The 19,171-nt window shown below is 51.8% G+C and carries 12 protein-coding genes; 4 read left to right on the top strand and 8 right to left on the bottom strand.

Annotated features, from left to right (window positions below; all coding sequences use genetic code 11):
* The first annotated feature begins 116 nt into the window (after positions 1-116).
* The 4 genes from KF749_10545 to KF749_10530 all read left to right on the top strand — a co-directional run bounded on the left by KF749_10545 (position 117) and on the right by KF749_10530 (position 6,613).
* Positions 117-1,187: a hypothetical protein gene (locus tag KF749_10545; GenBank protein ID MBX2991590.1), complete on the top strand. Its 1,071-nt coding sequence runs from the start codon at positions 117-119 to the stop codon at positions 1,185-1,187.
* Between the two features lie 16 nt (positions 1,188-1,203).
* Entirely contained in the window at positions 1,204-1,899 is a 696-nt protein-coding gene (locus KF749_10540) for a FecR domain-containing protein (GenBank protein ID MBX2991589.1), read from the top strand.
* Between the two features lie 241 nt (positions 1,900-2,140).
* Positions 2,141-4,417, top strand: a complete 2,277-nt coding sequence (locus KF749_10535) for a hypothetical protein (protein ID MBX2991588.1) — start codon at positions 2,141-2,143, stop codon at positions 4,415-4,417.
* Between the two features lie 6 nt (positions 4,418-4,423).
* Positions 4,424-6,613, top strand: a complete 2,190-nt coding sequence (locus KF749_10530; GenBank protein MBX2991587.1) for an adenylate/guanylate cyclase domain-containing protein — start codon at positions 4,424-4,426, stop codon at positions 6,611-6,613.
* A gap of 73 nt (positions 6,614-6,686) precedes the next feature.
* On the opposite strand, the gene KF749_10525 is transcribed toward KF749_10530, so the two are convergent.
* The 8 genes from KF749_10525 to KF749_10490 all read right to left on the bottom strand — a co-directional run bounded on the left by KF749_10525 (position 6,687) and on the right by KF749_10490 (position 19,157).
* Positions 6,687-7,745 carry a PorV/PorQ family protein gene (locus KF749_10525; GenBank protein ID MBX2991586.1) on the bottom strand — a complete coding sequence of 353 codons (1,059 nt, stop codon included), beginning with the start codon at positions 7,743-7,745 and terminating at the stop codon, positions 6,687-6,689.
* Between the two features lie 248 nt (positions 7,746-7,993).
* Positions 7,994-9,727: a DNA polymerase III subunit gamma/tau gene (dnaX, locus tag KF749_10520; protein MBX2991585.1), complete on the bottom strand. Its 1,734-nt coding sequence runs from the start codon at positions 9,725-9,727 to the stop codon at positions 7,994-7,996.
* Between the two features lie 33 nt (positions 9,728-9,760).
* A complete protein-coding gene (lon, locus tag KF749_10515) occupies positions 9,761-12,142 on the bottom strand; it encodes an endopeptidase La (protein ID MBX2991584.1) in 2,382 nt (793 codons plus the stop codon).
* A 154-nt stretch (positions 12,143-12,296) separates the two neighbouring features.
* Positions 12,297-12,722: a universal stress protein gene (locus tag KF749_10510; GenBank protein MBX2991583.1), complete on the bottom strand. Its 426-nt coding sequence runs from the start codon at positions 12,720-12,722 to the stop codon at positions 12,297-12,299.
* Positions 12,723-12,773: 51 nt separating this feature from the next.
* Entirely contained in the window at positions 12,774-13,610 is an 837-nt protein-coding gene (locus KF749_10505; protein MBX2991582.1) for a zf-HC2 domain-containing protein, read from the bottom strand.
* A gap of 44 nt (positions 13,611-13,654) precedes the next feature.
* Positions 13,655-14,230 (bottom strand): sigma-70 family RNA polymerase sigma factor, encoded by a 576-nt coding sequence (locus tag KF749_10500; protein ID MBX2991581.1) that lies wholly within the window; start codon positions 14,228-14,230, stop codon positions 13,655-13,657.
* A gap of 98 nt (positions 14,231-14,328) precedes the next feature.
* A complete protein-coding gene (locus KF749_10495) occupies positions 14,329-15,552 on the bottom strand; it encodes a peptidase M14 (GenBank protein ID MBX2991580.1) in 1,224 nt (407 codons plus the stop codon).
* Between the two features lie 188 nt (positions 15,553-15,740).
* On the bottom strand, positions 15,741-19,157 hold the full coding sequence (locus KF749_10490; protein ID MBX2991579.1) for a hypothetical protein: 3,417 nt from the start codon (positions 19,155-19,157) through the stop codon (positions 15,741-15,743).
* Between the last annotated feature and the right edge of the window lie 14 nt (positions 19,158-19,171).

Genomic DNA, 19,171 nt, shown 5'->3' with positions numbered 1-19,171 from the left:
CCTCCCTTTTTTGTGCGTTGAACAGTCGCAAAGATCATCGGGTTTGCTATCCAATGGGGTTTTTCTTATCATTTCAAGGGGAATGTTGTCTATTCATAATCTGAAGGGGAACAATTATGAAGAATGTGTTTGATGGGAAAAGGACTTGGGGAGTCCTTTCGGTTCTTTTCTGCTTGGCGGTTCTTCTGTGGCCGGCCACCTCACAGAGCCAAATCACCGTTACCACCCTTCGTGCACCCGTTAATACTCTGAGTATTAGCGACCTTGATTTTCTCAATGCCACAACGCCGAAGTGGCTTTTTACAATCACCATGTCGTCACCACAATCGGTCGAAGTGGTTCTCACGATCAACCTTGATGTCTATTTGGCTGCCGGTGAAACCTACGTCAATGCCGCGAAGTTCATCTCGAAACCCTTCCTGTTGGAAGGCACCAGAACTGTTACCAACCTCGAACTTGGAAGAGGAAGAGGCATTCCGCAGCGCGATGTTGACGGCTACATCTTCAACCAACAGGCGAAAGCAGCATTTCAGGAGATTGCTCTTCCGAGCGGGTCGATGCCTGCAGGCACGTACAGGTTTACGGTTGATGTCAGCGCCAGCAATGCGACGGGTCAGGGAATGTTCGAATTCAATTTGACCAATCCGTCATCCCCGGTGTTGCTTGCACCGGCCGCGGGTGAGACAGTTGTGGAAGAACTGCCGTTGTTTGAGTGGCAATACGACGGGCCGCGCGCAACAATCAGTATCTATGAGATGCTTCCCGGTCAGCGAAGCCTGGAAGAAGTGGCTTCCGGTACTCCCCAGACAACCGCAACTGTTGCAACGCGATCATTCCGCTATCCCGTAACTGGTGCGCGACCACTGATGCCTGGCCGGACATACGTGTGGCACGTGAAGGGATTGGTTGGCACAGCGGGCGGAACAGATCTCGAGCTTCGCAGCGCTTTGCGGTCATTCTCCGTTTCGACACAGCGAAGAAGCTCCCTCGATTGGCTACTTCAGGAATTGGAGGATGCTCTGCCTCCTTCATACAAACCCGTGTTCGATCAAATTCGCGCCCAGGATCTCAGCCCGTCCGGGACATTCCGGTTCAATGGTTCCCCTATTTCTCTGGCCGACTTGTTAAACGCATTGAATGATATCCGGTCAAGCCCGGAATCAGTCAGTTCGGTAATTGTTGAATAATCAGGGGAGTCTGACAATGAAAACAACAGGTTTAGCAGGCCTAATAGTGGTGATGATATGCGTCCTCCCGGGCGCAGTTCCTCCCCCGATGCAGAATACTACTATTGCACTTATCAGCAGAGTTATTCTGGATGTTACGCGCAAACAACCCGACAAAGCCTGGCAGGCTGCCAAGCGGGGCGAAATGCTCTCGTCCGGCGAGCGTTTGAAAACCGGAGAGAAATCCATCGCGGTGATCAAGTTCAAAGACAACAGCATGTTGCGCGTACGTGAAAAGACCGAGGTGCTGCTCAGTGGCGCAAAGGATGCAACGTCAACATTGAAGTCGACCGAGTTCGAGCGGGGTGTCATCGGCTTCAGTATCAAGAAGCAACAACAGGGTGAGGGCTTTCGTTTTTCGTCGCCGACTTCTGTTGCATCGGTGCGGGGAACAAGCGGACAGTTCAGCGCATCAGACTCTTCGGATAAGCTGATTGTTCTTGACGGACTGGTTACGCTCTCAAGCAAGGTTTCGTCGCGGGTTGTCGATGTGGGCGGCGGGTTTACCGGACTTTCATTTCCCGACGGTACTCTCCAAGTACGCCCGTCAACGCCCGAAGAAAAGGTAGCCGCCGAGCTTTCCTCGCGTACAGGAGAGCAGGACGGCAGGCTTGATATCGAGTTGAAGGACGGCGGGGGCAACAAGAAGAACATCGAAATCAAGTTCAGATAAGTGACGTTCACACGCGAGTAGCCCTGTGGATGTGATGTTCTGCAGGGCTTTTTTTTGAATCATTCTCCTCTTAGATACAATGACAATTGGCTTTTCGCCGACCCTATCGAGGTGCCGTTGCCGTGTTCTGCATACTCTTGTTCTGCTCTGTTCTCTTCTCATCAGTATATCAACTCTACAGGCCCAGGTTTCAACGAGCATCTCCTCGTTCTCACCATCTGAAGCTGTTAGCGGATCACCGTTGGTAGTCCGTGCCGAGCTGCGCCATGGAGAAACCATAGAACGCGTATACTTTCTCTACCGCTCATTTACCGAATCGGGCTGGACCAGGGTGGAGATGGAGCTGTTAGGAAACACGGCAATCGCACGAATTCCTCCCAGGCATGTATCACCGCCGTTCCTTGAATATTATATCGTGCTCGTCAATCGTTCGGGTCAACTCGAGTCATACCCTGTAAGCGAAAGCCCGGACCCGCTTACCAATGCACCCGGGAAAACCCTCCAGCTTCCTGTTATGAAGAAGGAGGATGATGTACAAGCGGTATTCCTCAGTCCTGAACCAAACGCCTCCTATGAGGCAAACGATGTGCTGATTTCCGTGTCGATGTTCAGAGCAGACACGATGGTTGTCAAGCGGGCGACTCAACTCTTTCTGAATAATACAAATGTCACGCGCCATATTGTTATCAGTGATGACATTCTCGTGTATGTTCCGACCAATCACGGAGTCACTCTCAAGCCGGGGCGTTACACAGCTTCCGTTTTGTTGTACAACCGCCAGGGATTATTGCACCGACAGGTGACAACGTCATTCAACGTGCTGGCTGAAGGACAGCCCCCCGAGCGGGGGGGTGCCGCATTTGTATCAACGGGATCCGTTGATCTTGAGCTCAGGCGCGAGAAAGTAAACCGCGAAGAAACATGGTACAATCGGGGTAACTTCCGCTTCAACGGCAGCCAGGGTGCGTGGCGTTTCAATGCCAATGCGTTCGTCACGTCGGATGAACGCTTGAATCGGCAGCCGCAAAACAGATATTACGCCGGATTGGAATCAAAATGGCTCCTTGTGGGATACGGCGACAGTTACCCCTACTTCCCGAGTCTGATCCTGAACGGAAAACGTGTTCGCGGGCTGAACTCTGCAATCAGGCTCGGCAAATTCAACGTTGAGGTTGCTGCCGGAAAGACAGTCCGTGATATTGAGGGAACTCTCCTGAAGGTCATTCCGATTGAAAACCTGGCGTACGAACAACAGCTCGACTCTCTCGCGGCATACGCAAAAATCGATTCGGTTCTCTGGGGAAAGTACAATTACGGAACCTACTCGCGCAGCCTTTTTGCCGTGCGACCGAGTTTCGGATCTGGCGAGACATATCAAATCGGCTTCACCTGGTTGAAGTCGAAAGATGACATGAATTCAATCCGGTACGGGACGAGGCCCAAAGAGAATCTTGTACTGGGAGCAGATTTGTTATCGCGCTTCGATAACAGCAGAATCGAGCTGACCGGACAGTTTGCCTTCAGTGCATACAATAACGATATTTCAAGCGGCAACTTCACCGATGCGTATATCGACTCGGTGTACACGAAGGATGCTGCTGCCATCAAGAACGCACGGGACATCCTGAAGAGCTTCATTACGGTCAACGACAATCTCCGGCCTCTTTCGTTCAAGAAACTCTCAACAGTTGCCTACGACGTAGGCCTTGCTCTGAATTACTTCGATAACGCATTCAGAATCAGCTATCAGTTTCGGGGAAGCGACTACAATTCATTCGGGCAAACGTTCCTCAGAACGGACATTGCGGGATTTAACATCACCGATCGGATCAAGCTTCCGGCCCAGAATCTCTTCATCACTCTCGGATACGAGCGCCTTTCGGACAATACCAGCAAATCAAAAGCGGTGACAACTCATTTCACAACGTACAATGTTGCCGTTAACTACGATCCGCGTTCAAACGTACCGAGCATCGCTGTGGGGTTCACACATTATCGAAACATCAACAACCTTTCTCCGCGATTTGTGATTGGTGCGGTGGACGATCAGACGAACAGGATTTTTGTTCTTCTTGCTCAGCGGTTCAACTTCCATGCGTCGCATACCGCATCAATCAGCCTTTCGGGTTCACAACGGAATGATTACACGCCGCAAAACCTCGATGTCCGCAACACCTCCGTCGCTTTGAATCTCAACTCGCGATACCGGATACCGCTGCAAACCACAATGGGGTTCACGCACAACTACAATACTTACCCGGGGCCGTTCGGGGCGCGCATGCGGTTGCGGTACACGAATGTGTTTGCCAACGGCGTGTACACTCTTCCCGATGATGTTGCGTCGGTTTCCTGCACCGTCAGTCCTACGTTCGGCGATTTCAAGCGGGTCACAGTCGATCTTTCGACGCAATGGGCTGTGACGCGAGCAATGAACATCATCCTTCAGTACAGCCTCTTCGGGAACATCGGCCTCCCGAACGATGATTTCTGGAGCGTCAAATATCGCTTCGATTTCTGACGTGCAATGAACCCGCACCTCAGAAAACTCCTGGTTGCAATCGTTGTCGGCGTGCTCACCATCATTCTCACGCATGATGATATCCTCCAGCTGGGAGTTGTGCAACGGCTCGAGATGGCAACGCTGGACTACCGCTTTCAGGTACGCGGCACATATCCCGCCTTGCGTGAATCAAGCCATGTCGTACTTGTAGAAGTCAACGATGAATCGTACAGGTCGCTGCCCGATCGGTGGCCGTGGCCCCGCTCATACTATGCCCGTCTTGTCCGAAATCTGAAAGCAGCAGGTGCGAAGACTGTCGGGATCGATATTATCCTGAGTGAAGCGGAAGTCCAGTCCCCGGAAAACGACGACGATCTCCGGGCGGCAATTCGCGAAGCGGGAATTGTTGTGCTGGCAGGCAAGCTGGAAACGAAGCCGCAGGATTATGCACTGGTTGAAGCCGATGAACACTTTGGCAACATCTTCTTCACAGTGGATAGTTCGCTCGGGCTCGTCAATATCCGGAACGACCCGGATGGCGTGCACAGACGCTACAGTCCGTTCTGGGAGGCAACACATATCAGGCGGCACAATACTGTTCGCGTGCCGACATTCGGCTTTGCCGTTCTCAATAAATACCTGGGACTTCCGCCGCAACATGTTGCAACAATTGAAGAGAAGCGTTTCGCGTATGCCGGGCGAATGATTCCGCAATACGATCCCTCTTCCCTGCTTATCAATTTCTTCGGCCCCAGCGGAACATTCCGGCGTGTCAAGTTCGCGGATGTTATCGATGACGAAGACATCATCACCAATGAAGAAACGGAAACGGGCGAATCGATCAACACGTTCAGCGACCCCGATTACGGGTACCGGTATGACGGTACGTTTACGGATAAAATTGTTCTTGTCGGCTCGACGCTGCCAGAAGATCATGATCTCTTTCCCGTCTCCATAGCACAGGGGTTGCAGCGCGGCGACAATCTCATGTATGGTGTGGAGATACACGCGAACGTCGTCGAGAGCATCCTCCAGAACAGGTTCCTGTACAAACAATCAACCCGGTCGGAAATTCTCCTTGTCCTGTTCTTTTCCCTCTTCACATTTTATGTCACCTCCGCTCTGAGAAGCGGGCGAAGCAAGCGGCATTTTGTCTTTGAGTTGTTCGGTTTTCTGTTTGTGATGCTCGAACTTGCAGTGATTGCAGCGGCAACGCTGTGGCTGTTTATCCACTCTCAGTTTGTTATGGCAGCGATCAGCCCCATCGTGGCCGTGCTTGGCGGCTACGTCGCAAGCACGGGGTACCACTTCGTCACCGAGCGCAAGCAGCGCCTCATGATCAAGACAATGTTCAGCACGTACGTCAATCCGACTGTTGTTGATGAGCTGATAGCCAACCCGGAGAAGTTGAAGTTGGGGGGAGAACGCAAGCAGCTTACTGTAATGTTCAGTGATATTGAAGGCTTTACATCGATTTCCGAGAAAATGGAATCCGATGCATTGGTTGCATTGTTGAACGAATATTTCGGGGAAATGTCGAGCATTATTCTCCGCAACAACGGCACACTTGACAAGTTTTTCGGCGATGCGGTGATCGCATTCTGGGGAGCGCCGCTATCGCAAGAAGATCACGCTTTGCGTGCATGTGTCGCAGCTCTGGAAATGCAGCACAAACTCGGGCAAATCCGTGATCGCTGGAAGCTGGATGGCAGACCGCCGATTTACACGCGCATCGGCATTAACACGGGCGAAATGGTTGTCGGCAATATGGGCGGCGCGGAGAAATTCGATTATACTGTTATCGGGGATAGTGTGAATATCGCCTCTCGCCTCGAGGGAGCCAACAAGGTGTATCGGACGGAAATCATCGTCAGCGAGACAACGTATGAGGCTGTGAAACACAACATACTCGGACGTGAACTCGACTTGCTATCGGTGAAAGGACGCACGGAACCCGTTCGAACATTCGAGTTGATTCAGCAACGGGATGCGAATCTTGATCCTGCGCTGGAACAATTTGTTCAGTTGTTCACGGAAGGATTGATGTTGTACCGATCGAGAAAATGGGAAGAAGCGGAACGAAGATTCAGTGAAGCGGCAATGCTTCGGAAAGAGGACTACCCTTCACATCTATACACCGAACGCGCAGGTTTCTTCAAGCGAAATCCGCCTCCCGCCGACTGGAGCGGTGTATTCGAACTAACAACAAAGTAGCACTTCCCCCCTGAAACAGTAAGGGTGTGCTCAACGCCTGAACACACCCCTCGTTATCGCAACCAAGTCAACTTCAGTATCCGTCCACTCTCCTGAACTGTTCGGCTTCGAGTGTGAACATCAACGAAATGCGGTGGGTATCATCAAGACGATCTCCGGCGGATTGTGCAAACCGCGCAAAGGAATAGTCGATGCTGAGTTTCGGGAGATGCAGCCCCGCTCCAAACGAGACCTGCTTCACATCGTTGTATCCGACACGGAATGCAACAACATTCTTGAACATGAACTCCGTCCCGATATGCGCGTCAAAGCTCACCGGGCCGAGCGCAAAGGTTGATGCCGACTTGCGATTTTCAAAACGGATATCAAAATCAATTGCCGGTGCAAACCGCCCGCCGAATGCTTCGATGAAGTATGCCGAGCCGATTTTCATCGTCGGGGAAATCAACTCGTTCGTGCCGGTATTCCACGCTAGAAACGTCGTGGTAATATCCTGAAGATTTACCCCCAACATGACGTTATCCATCGGCATGTACCACACGCCGATGTCGAGCCCCAAGCCTGTTGCCGACGCATCACCTAACTCACGGCGGATCACCTTGAGGCTTGCGCCGTACGAGAAATCTTCCGACTGCTTCTTTGAGTAGGTGAAGAAGAATGCCCAATCGGCCGCATTGAAGTACGTAACGCGGCTCGGGTCAATCCGGTAGTTTTCCGGATTCTGAATGTACGTCTGGTAATCAACCAAGCGTCCGCTTGCATCAATTGCAGCATTGCGGGTATCCTGAATATCATCAACACCAATGCGGATGACGCTGAATCCCCAACTCGTGTTCGTTCCATGCGGAAATGCAATTGCGCCGTAATCGTAATTGACGGCACTCCCGAAGCGTTCCTCGTGCATCAACGCCGCTTGCGGATACATGATGTGGGAGAGCCCGGCCGGATTCCAATATCCTGCAGTCACATCATTGGCAAGCGCCACAAATGCGCCGCCCATACCGAGAGCCCTTCCACCGACTCCGATCGAGGTAAATTCCCCGGCATACTTTGCCACACTCGTGCCTCCGGCCATTGCCCCGGAAGAGGCGGCACACATCAACAACACGATTGCACACCAACGAGCTTTCATCTTTCACCTCTCGAAAAATACACCGGCCTGTCAGCCGGACGGATTGAGTTTACAGTGAACTACATACAGCACTGTATCATGCTTGCAGTAACGGCTCTCCTGAGTTTGTGGGTTCATAATCAGAAAATGAGGCTTGAAAATCAAGGTTCGAGATCACATTCGCAGGCACCGAACCTCGACAATACAGCGGAATTAGGCTGATTTCAGAATCGGGTGTCCTCATTTGGCCTTCCTCACATTCGTTTCAGTCAAAAAGGTTCGGCGCCAAGTTCACGGATCATTGCTTTAATAACAGGATGCTCCTTCTCCAACTGGTCCGGCGGCGGAAGTTCAGTTGTGGAGGCGGAATGCGGATCGAGAGATATTGATGCCTTCTTTTCCTGGCCGATCTCAACTTCTATTCTACCCCGCGTATTGAACACTCTTTGAATAATGGTCGCCAGAAGCTCCCTGTTACGGGTTATCGACGAGGCGGTGAAATCGCTTGCACGCACACGGATCGTCGAGCCGCTGACACCCAGCAGGTCTGCCGACTCAAGCGCGGTTCCCACCGCAATACGCTGGCGGCGAACTTCGGCAAGGAACTCATCCCATCGCGAAGTAACTTCCCCCTCCGAGAGTGATGCCAGTACGGCGGTTTCAAGGGCTGGGGAGTTTTCGCTTTTCGGTTGCGCCGGTGGACGCACAAAGGTCTGGCGTACAGCAAATCGTGAAGTTGTGGTTGATGTTTGAGGAGAGGAACAACCTGCTTCCGATTGCCGTTCATCAATGGAAGGCGTGGAGGCTTTAGCTATCGGGAACTGGTTGTCTTCACGGAGTTTTTTTTTCTCCTGCGGAATACCTTTTGACAAGTCGTCAATCTTCTTGAGAACCTCTCCAACTTCAGCGGCACTGTTCAGGGCAATCAACTGAACGATATCCGCCTCAAGCTTGAAGCGGGGTTGTGCACTCCATTTGATGGCTGCCTCGGTACTGTTCACAAACTTCAGCAACCGCAGCACATCGGCAACGGTAAACTGTTTCGCCACCTCGACATACTTCTGTTTGTAGAAATCGGACTCTTCAATAAATGCAGTTGATCCCGTTGTTACTGTGGTGAGGATATTGCGGAGATGTTCCGTCAACCCACCGAGAAATTCCTTGATATCGTAGCCGCGGTTCATGATATCCTGAACGAGATCAAGCCCGCCTTTTGTGTTTTTCACCTTGATGAGATCGGTGACACGGAAATAGAAATCCTGATCGACGATGTTGAGCGCTTGCAGAATCTGGTCCTTCGAAATCGTTGAACCGCACAGCGCCACAATCTGATCGAAGATGCTCTGCGAGTCGCGCATCGAGCCGTCGCCTTTCTTTGCAATCAACAGCAGCGCGTCATTGTCAATCTCCAGTCCCTCCTTCTTCGCAATGCTGCCGAGGTTTGCCATAATCTCCTCAATTGAAATACGGCGGAAATCGAATCGCTGGCAACGTGAAATGATGGTAGCGGGAAGTTTGTGGATTTCAGTTGTCGCAAAGATGAACATCACATGCTGAGGCGGCTCTTCCAACGTTTTGAGAAGCGCATTGAATGCCTCCTTTGTCAACATGTGTACTTCGTCGATGATGTACACTTTGTATGCTCCCTTGGCGGGGGCGTACCGGACCGACTCGCGAAGATTCCGAATTTCCTCGACTCCGCGATTCGAGGCGCCATCGATTTCAAGAACATCAAAGCTTCTTCCCTCCGTAATCTCACGGCAGAGATCGCACGTATTATCAGGCTCGAGATCGGCGGTCGGATTCCGACAGTTGACAAGCTTCGCAAGTAAACGGGCGGTAGTAGTCTTTCCGACACCGCGCGGCCCGGCAAACAGATATGCGTGTGCAAGACGTTTCTGCTTGATGGCATTCTTCAGCGTTTGCGTCACATGGCCCTGCGCTTCAACATCGTCGAACTTCATCGGACGATACTTGCGGGCGGTAACGATGTAATCACTCATAGATCAAAAAAAAAAAGAAAAATGAAAACTCTATCACGGGAAGACGTATTGAAGCGCTTCCTCGATTTTGTTGATCGGAATGATCGACAATCCTTCCTTCACCTTCGCCTGAATTTCCGTCAGGTCCTTCACATTCTCCTGAGGAATCAGAACCGTGGTAATGCCGCTTCGCTGTGCAGCAATAAGCTTTTCATTCAACCCGCCGATGGCCAGAACTTCGCCGCGCAACGTAATTTCACCCGTCATCGCCACTTCAGCCCGTGCAGGTTTGCCGCTCACAGCGGAGTACATCGCCATAACCATTGTTATGCCTGCCGACGGCCCGTCTTTCGGTATTGCACCTTCAGGTAAGTGAATGTGAATCTCTTTGTCTCTGTAGAAGTCGGCCCCAAGTCCAAGCGACTCGGCATTGGACCGAAGATAACTGAGGGCCGCTTGCGCCGACTCTTTCATCACGTCGCCCAATTGCCCGGTCAGCGTCAGCTTGTCCTTCCCGTTCATGATAGTCACATCAACATGCAGAATGTCGCCGCCGACACTCGTCCATGCCAGCCCTGTTACCGAACCGACGCGGTTCGTCTCGGCTCGCAACCGGCTGCGGAACTTGGGAACGCCAAGATACTCTTCCACCTTTTCGGGAGTTACCGCAGGAACCGTACTCTGCCTTTCTTTCTTCCCGTTCTTCTGGTTTCCCACAACGATTTCCTTCGCGATTTTCCGGCAAACCGATGCCAGTTCACGTTCGAGATTGCGCACGCCCGCCTCTCGCGTGTACGCTGCGATGACTCGATCTATCGCAGTGTCCTGAAATTCGATGTTGTTCTTTGTGAGGCCATGCTCTTCCAACTGCTTCGGAAGAATATGTCGCTTCGCAATTTCGCGCTTGTCGTGCTGCAGGTACCCCGCAAGCTCGATAATCTCCATCCGATCCTGCAATGGCAGCGGTATTTGATACCGGACGTTTGCCGTTGTAATGAACATGACATGCGAGAGATCGTAGTCAACATCGAGATAGTGATCGTTGAACGTTGAGTTTTGTTCGGGATCAAGAACCTCAAGCAGTGCGGATGAAGGATCACCGCGGAAATCCATGCTCATCTTGTCAACTTCATCCAGCAGAATCACAGGATTGATGACACCGGCCCGTTTCATTGATTGGATGATTTTGCCGGGCATGGATCCGATGTACGTTCTGCGATGCCCTCGAATTTCCGCCTCGTCGCGTACGCCACCGAGTGAAATGCGCACAAGCTTGCGCCCAAGCGCTCGGGCGATTGATTTCGCAAGGGACGTTTTGCCGACACCGGGCGGGCCGACAAAGCACAGGATCTGCCCCTTCATTTCGCGTACAAGATTCAGTACGGCGATGTGTTCCAGGATTCTCTCTTTCGGCTTGTCGAGTCCGAAATGATCTTCATCCAGAATTGCTTTGACGTGTTCAACATTCAGGTTGTCCTTGGTTCGCTTGTGCCACGGAACATTTACCATCCAGTCGAGATAGCTCCGGATGACGGTCGATTCAGGTGAGAGGGGCGGTGTTTTCTTCAATTTTCCGAACTCTTCGGCGGCCTTTTCCTCCACCGGTTTCGGCATCTTTGCTTTCCTGATATCGTCGCGAAGCTTCAGGAGCTCGGGAGAGGAGTCTTCATCTCCCAATTCATCCTGAAGGATCCTGATCTGTTCCTGGATGAAGAACTTCCGCTGCGACTTGGCAATGTTGTCATGAACCTTCGAATCAATCTCCTTCTCAATTTTGAGAACATCGTTTTCGGAATTCAGAATCCGTATCAACTCGTGCAGTTGCTCGCGCGTCGCGGTGATTTGCAGGACTTTCTGCTTGACATCCACATTCTGCAGGATGTTCGACGCGATGTAGAACACCTTTCGCTGTACGTCTTTCGTGTTCTCGAACGCAAGCAATACTTCGCTCGGCACATTGCGGTTGAGATGAACATACTCCGCAAACAAGCTCGACGTATGACGCAATAGCGCATCGAGTTCCGAGTCCATTACCACGTGGTCGAAATTGATCTGGAGTTCAGCTTCGAGAAATTTGCCGTTGGAGATGAATCGTTTGACTGAGGCTTGGACAACACCATCAACCAGAATCTTCATTAAACCATTGGGAAGTTTGAGGATCTGAATGATCTTCGCTATCGTGCCTTCGTGATAGATATCCTCGATGCCGGGTTCTTCCGTCACAGAGTTGCGCTGCGCAGCGAGAAAAATGAACTTGTCGCGCTCAAGAGCTTCGTTTACGGCCTTGAGTGACGACTCACGCCCCACAAGCACGGGGAAAATCATATACGGGAAGACCACAACATCGCGAAGCGGCAAAACCGGTAATTGATTGGGAATCGCGTCGAGCTGATCGCTGTACAGCGGCCCGCCTCCTGGTAGCGAATCTGATTGCATGAAGTAACTGACCCCTGTCGAAATCAAAGAAAGAAAAAGGTGTCGGCTCGACACCTTTTATGTTCACCAAAAAAATATACCAAGATAAAGAAGGGATGTCAAGAAATGCGGAGCGGACAGTACAACACATACTCTCCTGAATAGACGCCGGGGGCTACTTCGGCTTGACGGTCAGCACCTGGCATGGTGCTCGGCGCACGACTTTTTCTGCAATACTTCCGACAACGGCGTGCGCAAGTCCCGTCCGGCCATGTGTGCTCATGACTATCAAGTCGATCTTCTTATCTTTCACGATGCTCAGAATCTCGTTCAGCACCACACCCCGTCGAATCAGCAACTCGGCCCCGGGGTCGCCGAGACGTTTCGCTGCTTTGCGCATTTCATTTGCCGCGTGTTCAAGAAAGCGTTCACTGAATTCACTCTGGGAAATGCCGATGCGATATGCATAGACAGGCACTTCCTCCGTAACATGCAACAGATAGATTTTAGCCTTGAACCGTTTTGCTACTTCGAGAGCAGGTTTGAATGCAACGAAGGATGATTTGGAAAAATCGGTAGGGACGAGTATGCGCGAGTACATGCAAGCTGCCTTTCAGATTTAAAAGGAATTCCGCAGCGGCGGAATGCAGAGCTATCGGGCCGCGTCGAGGCACGCAATGAGTGCGGCAACATCAATGCTGGAGACAGCAGCACAAAGAGTTCTGCCGTCAGTCCATAATACAAGCGAGCGTCCATCGGGAGTGGTTGTACTGTACCGTTGTGTGCGCTGCAGTTCATCAACAACATCCCGGCCGAGATGGAATGGCGAACCATTCAGGACGGTCTTCCAACAGGCCTCATATACATAAATGATGTCCGAACTGTTGTAGCTGTACACGACGTGAGCCAGCGCTTCGCCGCCGAAATCGTTGAGTACACCGCCCACCAATGTACAATCCGTCATCTTTGGCAACAACACAGGGAATTTCGTCTTTCCCGCAAAGAATCCCTGAACATATTCGGCCTGACTGGAAACCACTTGCGGGGTTATTTCTCCCGCGACCACCGCACCATAGTTGGCAAGCGATTGTTTGATGATGTCATTCTGGGGAAGAAGTGATGCTTCGATCACTCTCGGACTGTTCAATGATGGATTGTTTACAAGGAAGATGATGGCGACACAAGCAGCAGCGAAGGCAACTGCGGGTTTAAAGTACGTTGATTCAACAAGGGAGCCCCACCATGCAACAGGCTTCCCGTGGCTTGCTTCCTGTTCAAGCTGTTGAGATATATGCTGCAGCACATGGCCCGGAGCCCGCTTGCGCTGACAACGCGTTCTGACAAGATTGCGTGTCAGCTTCTCCACTTCAAATTCGTTTCTGCACGAGGGGCAATCAGCGAGATGCAGTTCCAGCGCATCCCTCTCCGTCTTTTCCAGAGCATTGTCAACCGCCGCGGTGATATGCTCCTGATATTTCCTACACTCCACGTTGACCTGACCAGACTGTTAGCAATAATGCGATAAGGATCTTTCTATTTCTTTTCTTCAACGTACCCGCGCTTTCGGGCATACTCCGTGAGCCGGGCCCGCAACAGTTTTCTTCCCCGATGAAGCCGTGAACGAACGGTTCCGATGGGACAATCGATGAACTCTGCAACCTCTTCGTAGGTCAACTCTTCGATGTCGCAGAGGATAACCACAGTACGAAAATCTTCCGGCAACTCTGCAATCGCAACAGCCACTTCATCCTCCAGCAGGTTCTTGAAAACAGATTCCTGCAGGTCGCTGGTTTCAACCGCGCTTTCGCGGACGCTGTTGTAGAAGTTCTCGACTTCCTGGTACTCAACCGTCTCCGGCTCTTTCTTCTCTTTCCGGTAGCGGTTGATGAACGCATTCTTCATGATTCTGAACAACCACGCGCGGATATTCGTTCCCTTCTCGTACGAGTCCCAGAACCGGAACGCCTTCAAAAACGTCTCCTGAACAAGGTCTTCCGCATCGGCCGCATTAAACGTCATCCGCAAGGCATAGTTGTACAGAAAGTCCATATGCGGAAGGGCTTCACCCTGAAATTCACGTTGTTTTTGCGTAACGGCAGCCCGTGCCATGCAGCTCCGGATAGAATGAACGAACGAAGTTAACTCACGAGCCAAGTTACGACATTAGCCCCCGACATTCAAGCCGTCTTCGTAAGCAATATCGCCTATTACCTGTAGTAGAGTTGCAGCGCGTCGAGCAGCCTTGAAAGAGGAATTTCCTGCTCCAACTTCAATATGGAAGATGAGATTGATCGCTTGGTGCCGTTGATCGTTTCAAGTGTTGCGTACGTACTCAGGTCGCCAATATCTTTGACAGTAGCAACAACAGGGTTGGGATTGGTATTGGCGGGAATGCTCAGGCCAATGTCAACACTCTGCGTCCAATCGGGCATTCCGTTGAGAGAATGTTTGAGAACCACATCGCGGACAATGATATCATAGATTGCCTTGCCGTTTTGAGGAAGATCTTTATAGAGATCAAGTTCCGCATCCTGATACGAGCCGTTGGCGATACATCGCAAAGCCGTGAGTATGCCGACAAAGTTCAGTTTGCGAATGAACTTTTTCTCCCTGTCCCCGGGCCAGTGACCTGACTCGACAAGCACGGTGCTGGTTCCCCACAACTGCATGTTGTCACCGAACGCCCGCGGCTCAAACGCATCATCGTACGTCGCAAGGTTCTTCGGGATGAATTGTGCCAGCACGCGGGTAAGCAGCGCGGCAACGCGCATGGCACGCACGCGTACCATCGGCGTTGAGCGCTTCCTGTCAAGCGCCGGAGCAAGCAAAGCAATCGCGGAGACTTCCTTGGAATCGCCGACGGCCCACAACTCCTGATCGTGCAGATTGAATCCGAACTGCGGCTTGAGCCTGTGCTGCAGAGTGCGAAGCAGTTGAGCCTCTGGCGTAATCAACGCCCGCGCATCACGGTTCATGTCGATATTCTGCGCGGTACGCCGCTGCCTCCGCTCAGCACCGTCGGGATTCAGCATTGGAAGAACATACAGCGTCGACTCTTCCAGCATCTCATGAATCCACTTCTCTTCTGAAGATCTTCGGACGAGTAAGTTCAAGATATCCATCAACGCAAGAGTCGCCGTATACTCGTCGCCATGCATTTGTGACCAGAGAAGAACTCGCTTGCTTCCTTTTCCGCAGGTGATGAGGTTGATGCTTCTTCCCTCAAGCGATGAGCCTATCTGTTCAACCCTCAACAACCCCTTGCTGTTCGAAACACAAGCCGCTACAGCCTCCCGGATGTTCGTGTGATTGCAGTTGTGCGGGCCGAGATGGTCAACGCGGTAGTGTTCATACACGGAGAAAAGATGGCGGGCTAATGTATTGGGGGTCCGGGCGGGGTCTTTCCCCTTGAGTAATCTCGTAAAAGCCATGAATTAATCCTGAGCGGAATATGTGACGCTCAATCTACTTATTCCGAACAGGATTTACAACTTGCACCAATCATGAAAATCGGGATATTGCATATTCTCTTTGTAGGGACATGACTCAGTCATGCCCTCTTCGTGTTCACAGTTAAGCGAAGGACACGACGGGGTCGTGTCCTTACAACATGCCGTAATTAGTTCTCCCTCTCCATCTTCTCCAACGCCTCATAATACTTCTTGATCAACTCCTGATAGTCTCTTGCGTAGCCTTCGTCAATGGCTTTCTGCAAGTCTTGCCGGAGGCGGTTGCGGCCTTCCTGCGTCGTCAGGTCAATCTCGCCGGGACTGCGGCGCGCTACATTCGTGCCTGATTCTGCGCGGCGTTTCTTCTCGAAGTCACGTTCACGCGCCGAGCGTTGTGAGTCGAGCAGGCGCGAGAGAATCCGTTCCTGCTTCTTCATCGTTTCGGGGTTGACATTACCCTGGGCGAGATCCGTCTGTACTTCGCGCATGTCTTGTGCAACGCGGTTGAGGTCGCCTAACATCTTGCTCAACTCGCCGCTTTGCGCCGCCTCTTTCGCGAGTTGCTCAAGCGACTTTCTTACCATTCCCTGTTCGGCGGCAAGTCGTCCCATCTCCGCCATCTGCTGTTGCGACATTCCCTGCAGGCTCTGCGTTCCTTGATTGATCCCTTGTTGCTGCCCGCTCATCTGTTGCAGTCGCTGCATGAATCCCGCCATGCCCATGCCCATCCCTTGTCCGCCCTGCATCATGCCGTTGATGCCGCTCTGCAATTGGTCTGCTGCTTCGTTCAATGAACCCATTGCCCCCTGCTGCTGTGCCCCCGCCTGATTGCCGCTTCGTTGGTCCAGCGATTGCATCGCCTGGTTCATTTGCCGCATCGCATCGCCGATGGATTTGCCGAGCTCGGGCGTGATGGCGAATGTTTTCTGTGAAAGGCGTGACAGTCCCTGCGTGACGTTTGCGAGGTCGCGCAGAACATCCATTTGTTGCTGGGCGTTATCGCGGTACTGCTGCGAGTTCGGCTCCATCCGTTGCGACTGGTTTTTGAGTTGTTCCTGCCGTTTCGAGAGATTCAGCAAATCCTGCAGCGCCCGCCGCATTTCGTTCACGATCTGCCGCTGCTGGTTTTGCCGCATCGCTTGCTGCATCTGCTGCATCTGTTGCATGAATTGCTGCATCTTCTGCCGGGCGCTTTGCTGGTTCTGCATTGCCTGCGAGAGTTGTTGCTGCTGCATCTGTTGGGCAATCTGTTCCATCATCTCGTCGAGTTGACTCTGATAGAGTTGTTCCTGCGCCTTCTGCATTTCGTCGAGAGGCATCTCGGCGGGAAATTCCTGCATCTTCTTCTGCAACTCGGCAAGTTCCTTTTGCAGTTGCTCGAGCATTTCCTTCAAGTCCTTCTGCTGCTGGGCAAGATCGTCGAGCTTGTTCTTGTCCGAGGGATTCGTTTGCTCGGTTTGCTTCTGCAGGTCTTCCTGCTTCTTCATCATTTCTTCCGCCCGCTTGATCGCTTCGTCCATCTTCTGTTCGATTTGAATACGCTTCAGAAGGTTCATCGTCCGCTCGATGCTCTTGCGGAAATTCTCCTCGTTGAACTGGAAATTCTGCATCGCCTGCCGCATCTGCTCGGGATTCATCTGCTGCATGGCCTGCTGCATTTTCTTCATTGCGTCGGCAAACTCCGGCGAGTTCATTTGTTCCATCAGCTCTTGCAGTTCCTGGTATTTCTCCAGCGTCTCCTGCGAGAGAACTTCGTTCTTCTCCATCTTCTGCACCATCTCATTGATGGTCTTGTTCACTTCCTCCATCTTCTTTTGAATCTCTTCATATTTCTTCAGCATCTCCTCGGCTTTCTTTTGCTGCTGCCAGTCCATCTTCTGCTGGTTCTTCCGCATTTCCTGCTGAAGTTGTTCAAGCTCTTTCTTTGCTTCTTCCGCTTGTTTCAACGATTCCTTCATCGCCTCAAGACTCACATCGTGAGACTGGTTGAGATCGGCAAACACTTCTTCGAGTGAGGGAAGACGTAACGTGTAGATTTCGCTTCGTCCTGATTTCGGACCGGAGATGTTGTCGTTATCGAACACTTCGAGATAATAACTCACAACATCTTCCGGAACAAGATTGAGTTCGGAAAGCGGCCAGAGATGGGCAATGTCTCCCTCGTTTGTGATTGCGGTAGGAATCGTAACGGCGAGATACCGGAAATCTTCCCACGGCTGCTCGTAGCGCGACTGAATGAGCCGGTACGCGAGTCGCAACGATGAGAAGCCGAAGTCATCGGTGATTTTGTACAGCATATTGAGCCGGCTGTTCTCGGCAATATCAATATTGGTTCCGGGGAAGAGTATTTGTGCGGTCGGGAATGCGTCGGGCACAATCTTGAGTGAGTATTCAATCGGCTCGGCGCTTGTGATATTCTCTTCGTCGACGAGATGAATGTAGTACGTCTGCTCTCTGAGCAACATCAGCGAACCGGATGCTTTGTTTCCCGAAACGGTGAGGGGGTGTGTGATCGGTTTTCTATTCGGTTCATTTGCCGGTTGTGTGAAAACGAGCTTCGCTTCAGCAAGGGATTTGTTTGCTTCGAGAGAAAGCGTGATACGTGTTCCCCTCAGCGCCGTCACATCCCCGACATTATCATCAAGCTGACGCGGCGGGAGTTTTGCATACGATGGGAAGCTGAGGTTCACGCGCAGCATCTTTGCCATCGGCCTGTCGATGACCGTCAGCGTGTACTCGTCGCTGGAAACATCGCCTGCGCTTGCCCGATATATTGTCGTGGATTTCAATGCGGGCATTTCGTAGTTGAACGTACCGTCTGCGTTGGCGACAAGAGTCCTTTCTTCAAACTGAATTTGACCCGACGGCTTTGATGAAAGCGTGATCTGCTTTTGAGGCACGCCTTCCACCTTCACTACAATCGGCACCGGGGCACCCTTTACGACTTCCTTGTTGCCCGGTTCGACGATGAACCGGAACGGCTGCGGAGTTTCAAACGATTCGCTGTAATGCAAAAGCCGGTTTGCAGCCCCAAGAAAGCCGGAAGGAAAGACCGCAAAGAGAAGCACCGTAACTCCACATACCAATCCGAAAATCCTTCCCCACTTCCGGGCAGGCGCATAGCTTACTGCAGAAGTGAAATCAACGGGTTCGATTTCTTTCCTGACATCTTCAAACGAGGCATCAATGAGATCGGGAGAATAATATTGTGTGCTGTCTTTCTCTTTGTATAGTTGAAGGATGTTGACGAGATGATCGTTGATGCCCGGGAATGCCTTGCCGACTTTTTCCGCCGTTTGCGAATCGCTTTCTGCGGGCAGCAAACCGAACCGCGTCAGCAACGGACGAAAAACAAACCATCCAAGCAAGCCGATTGCGGCAGCGGTGACGACCCAAAAAATGATCGTTCTGGCCGGAGCCGGCAGATAGAATATCTGTTCAATAAGAATCATCGATCCCGCAGCAACGACCATCACGGAAGCAGAAAATAAGATGCCGTAAAGAAGAGAAGAAGAATTCTCCTTCCTTCGTACGGCGGAAAGTCTGTCCGTCAACTCGCTGAGTATTTTTGGGGTATTTTCGCTCATTTGCCTCTCACGAC

This window comes from Bacteroidota bacterium, assembly GCA_019637975.1.
Lineage (GTDB): Bacteria > Bacteroidota > Ignavibacteria > UBA10030 > UBA6906 > CAADGV01.
The sequence above is the reverse complement of the archived record's forward strand: the minus strand, read 5'-3'. Positions and strand labels throughout refer to the sequence as shown.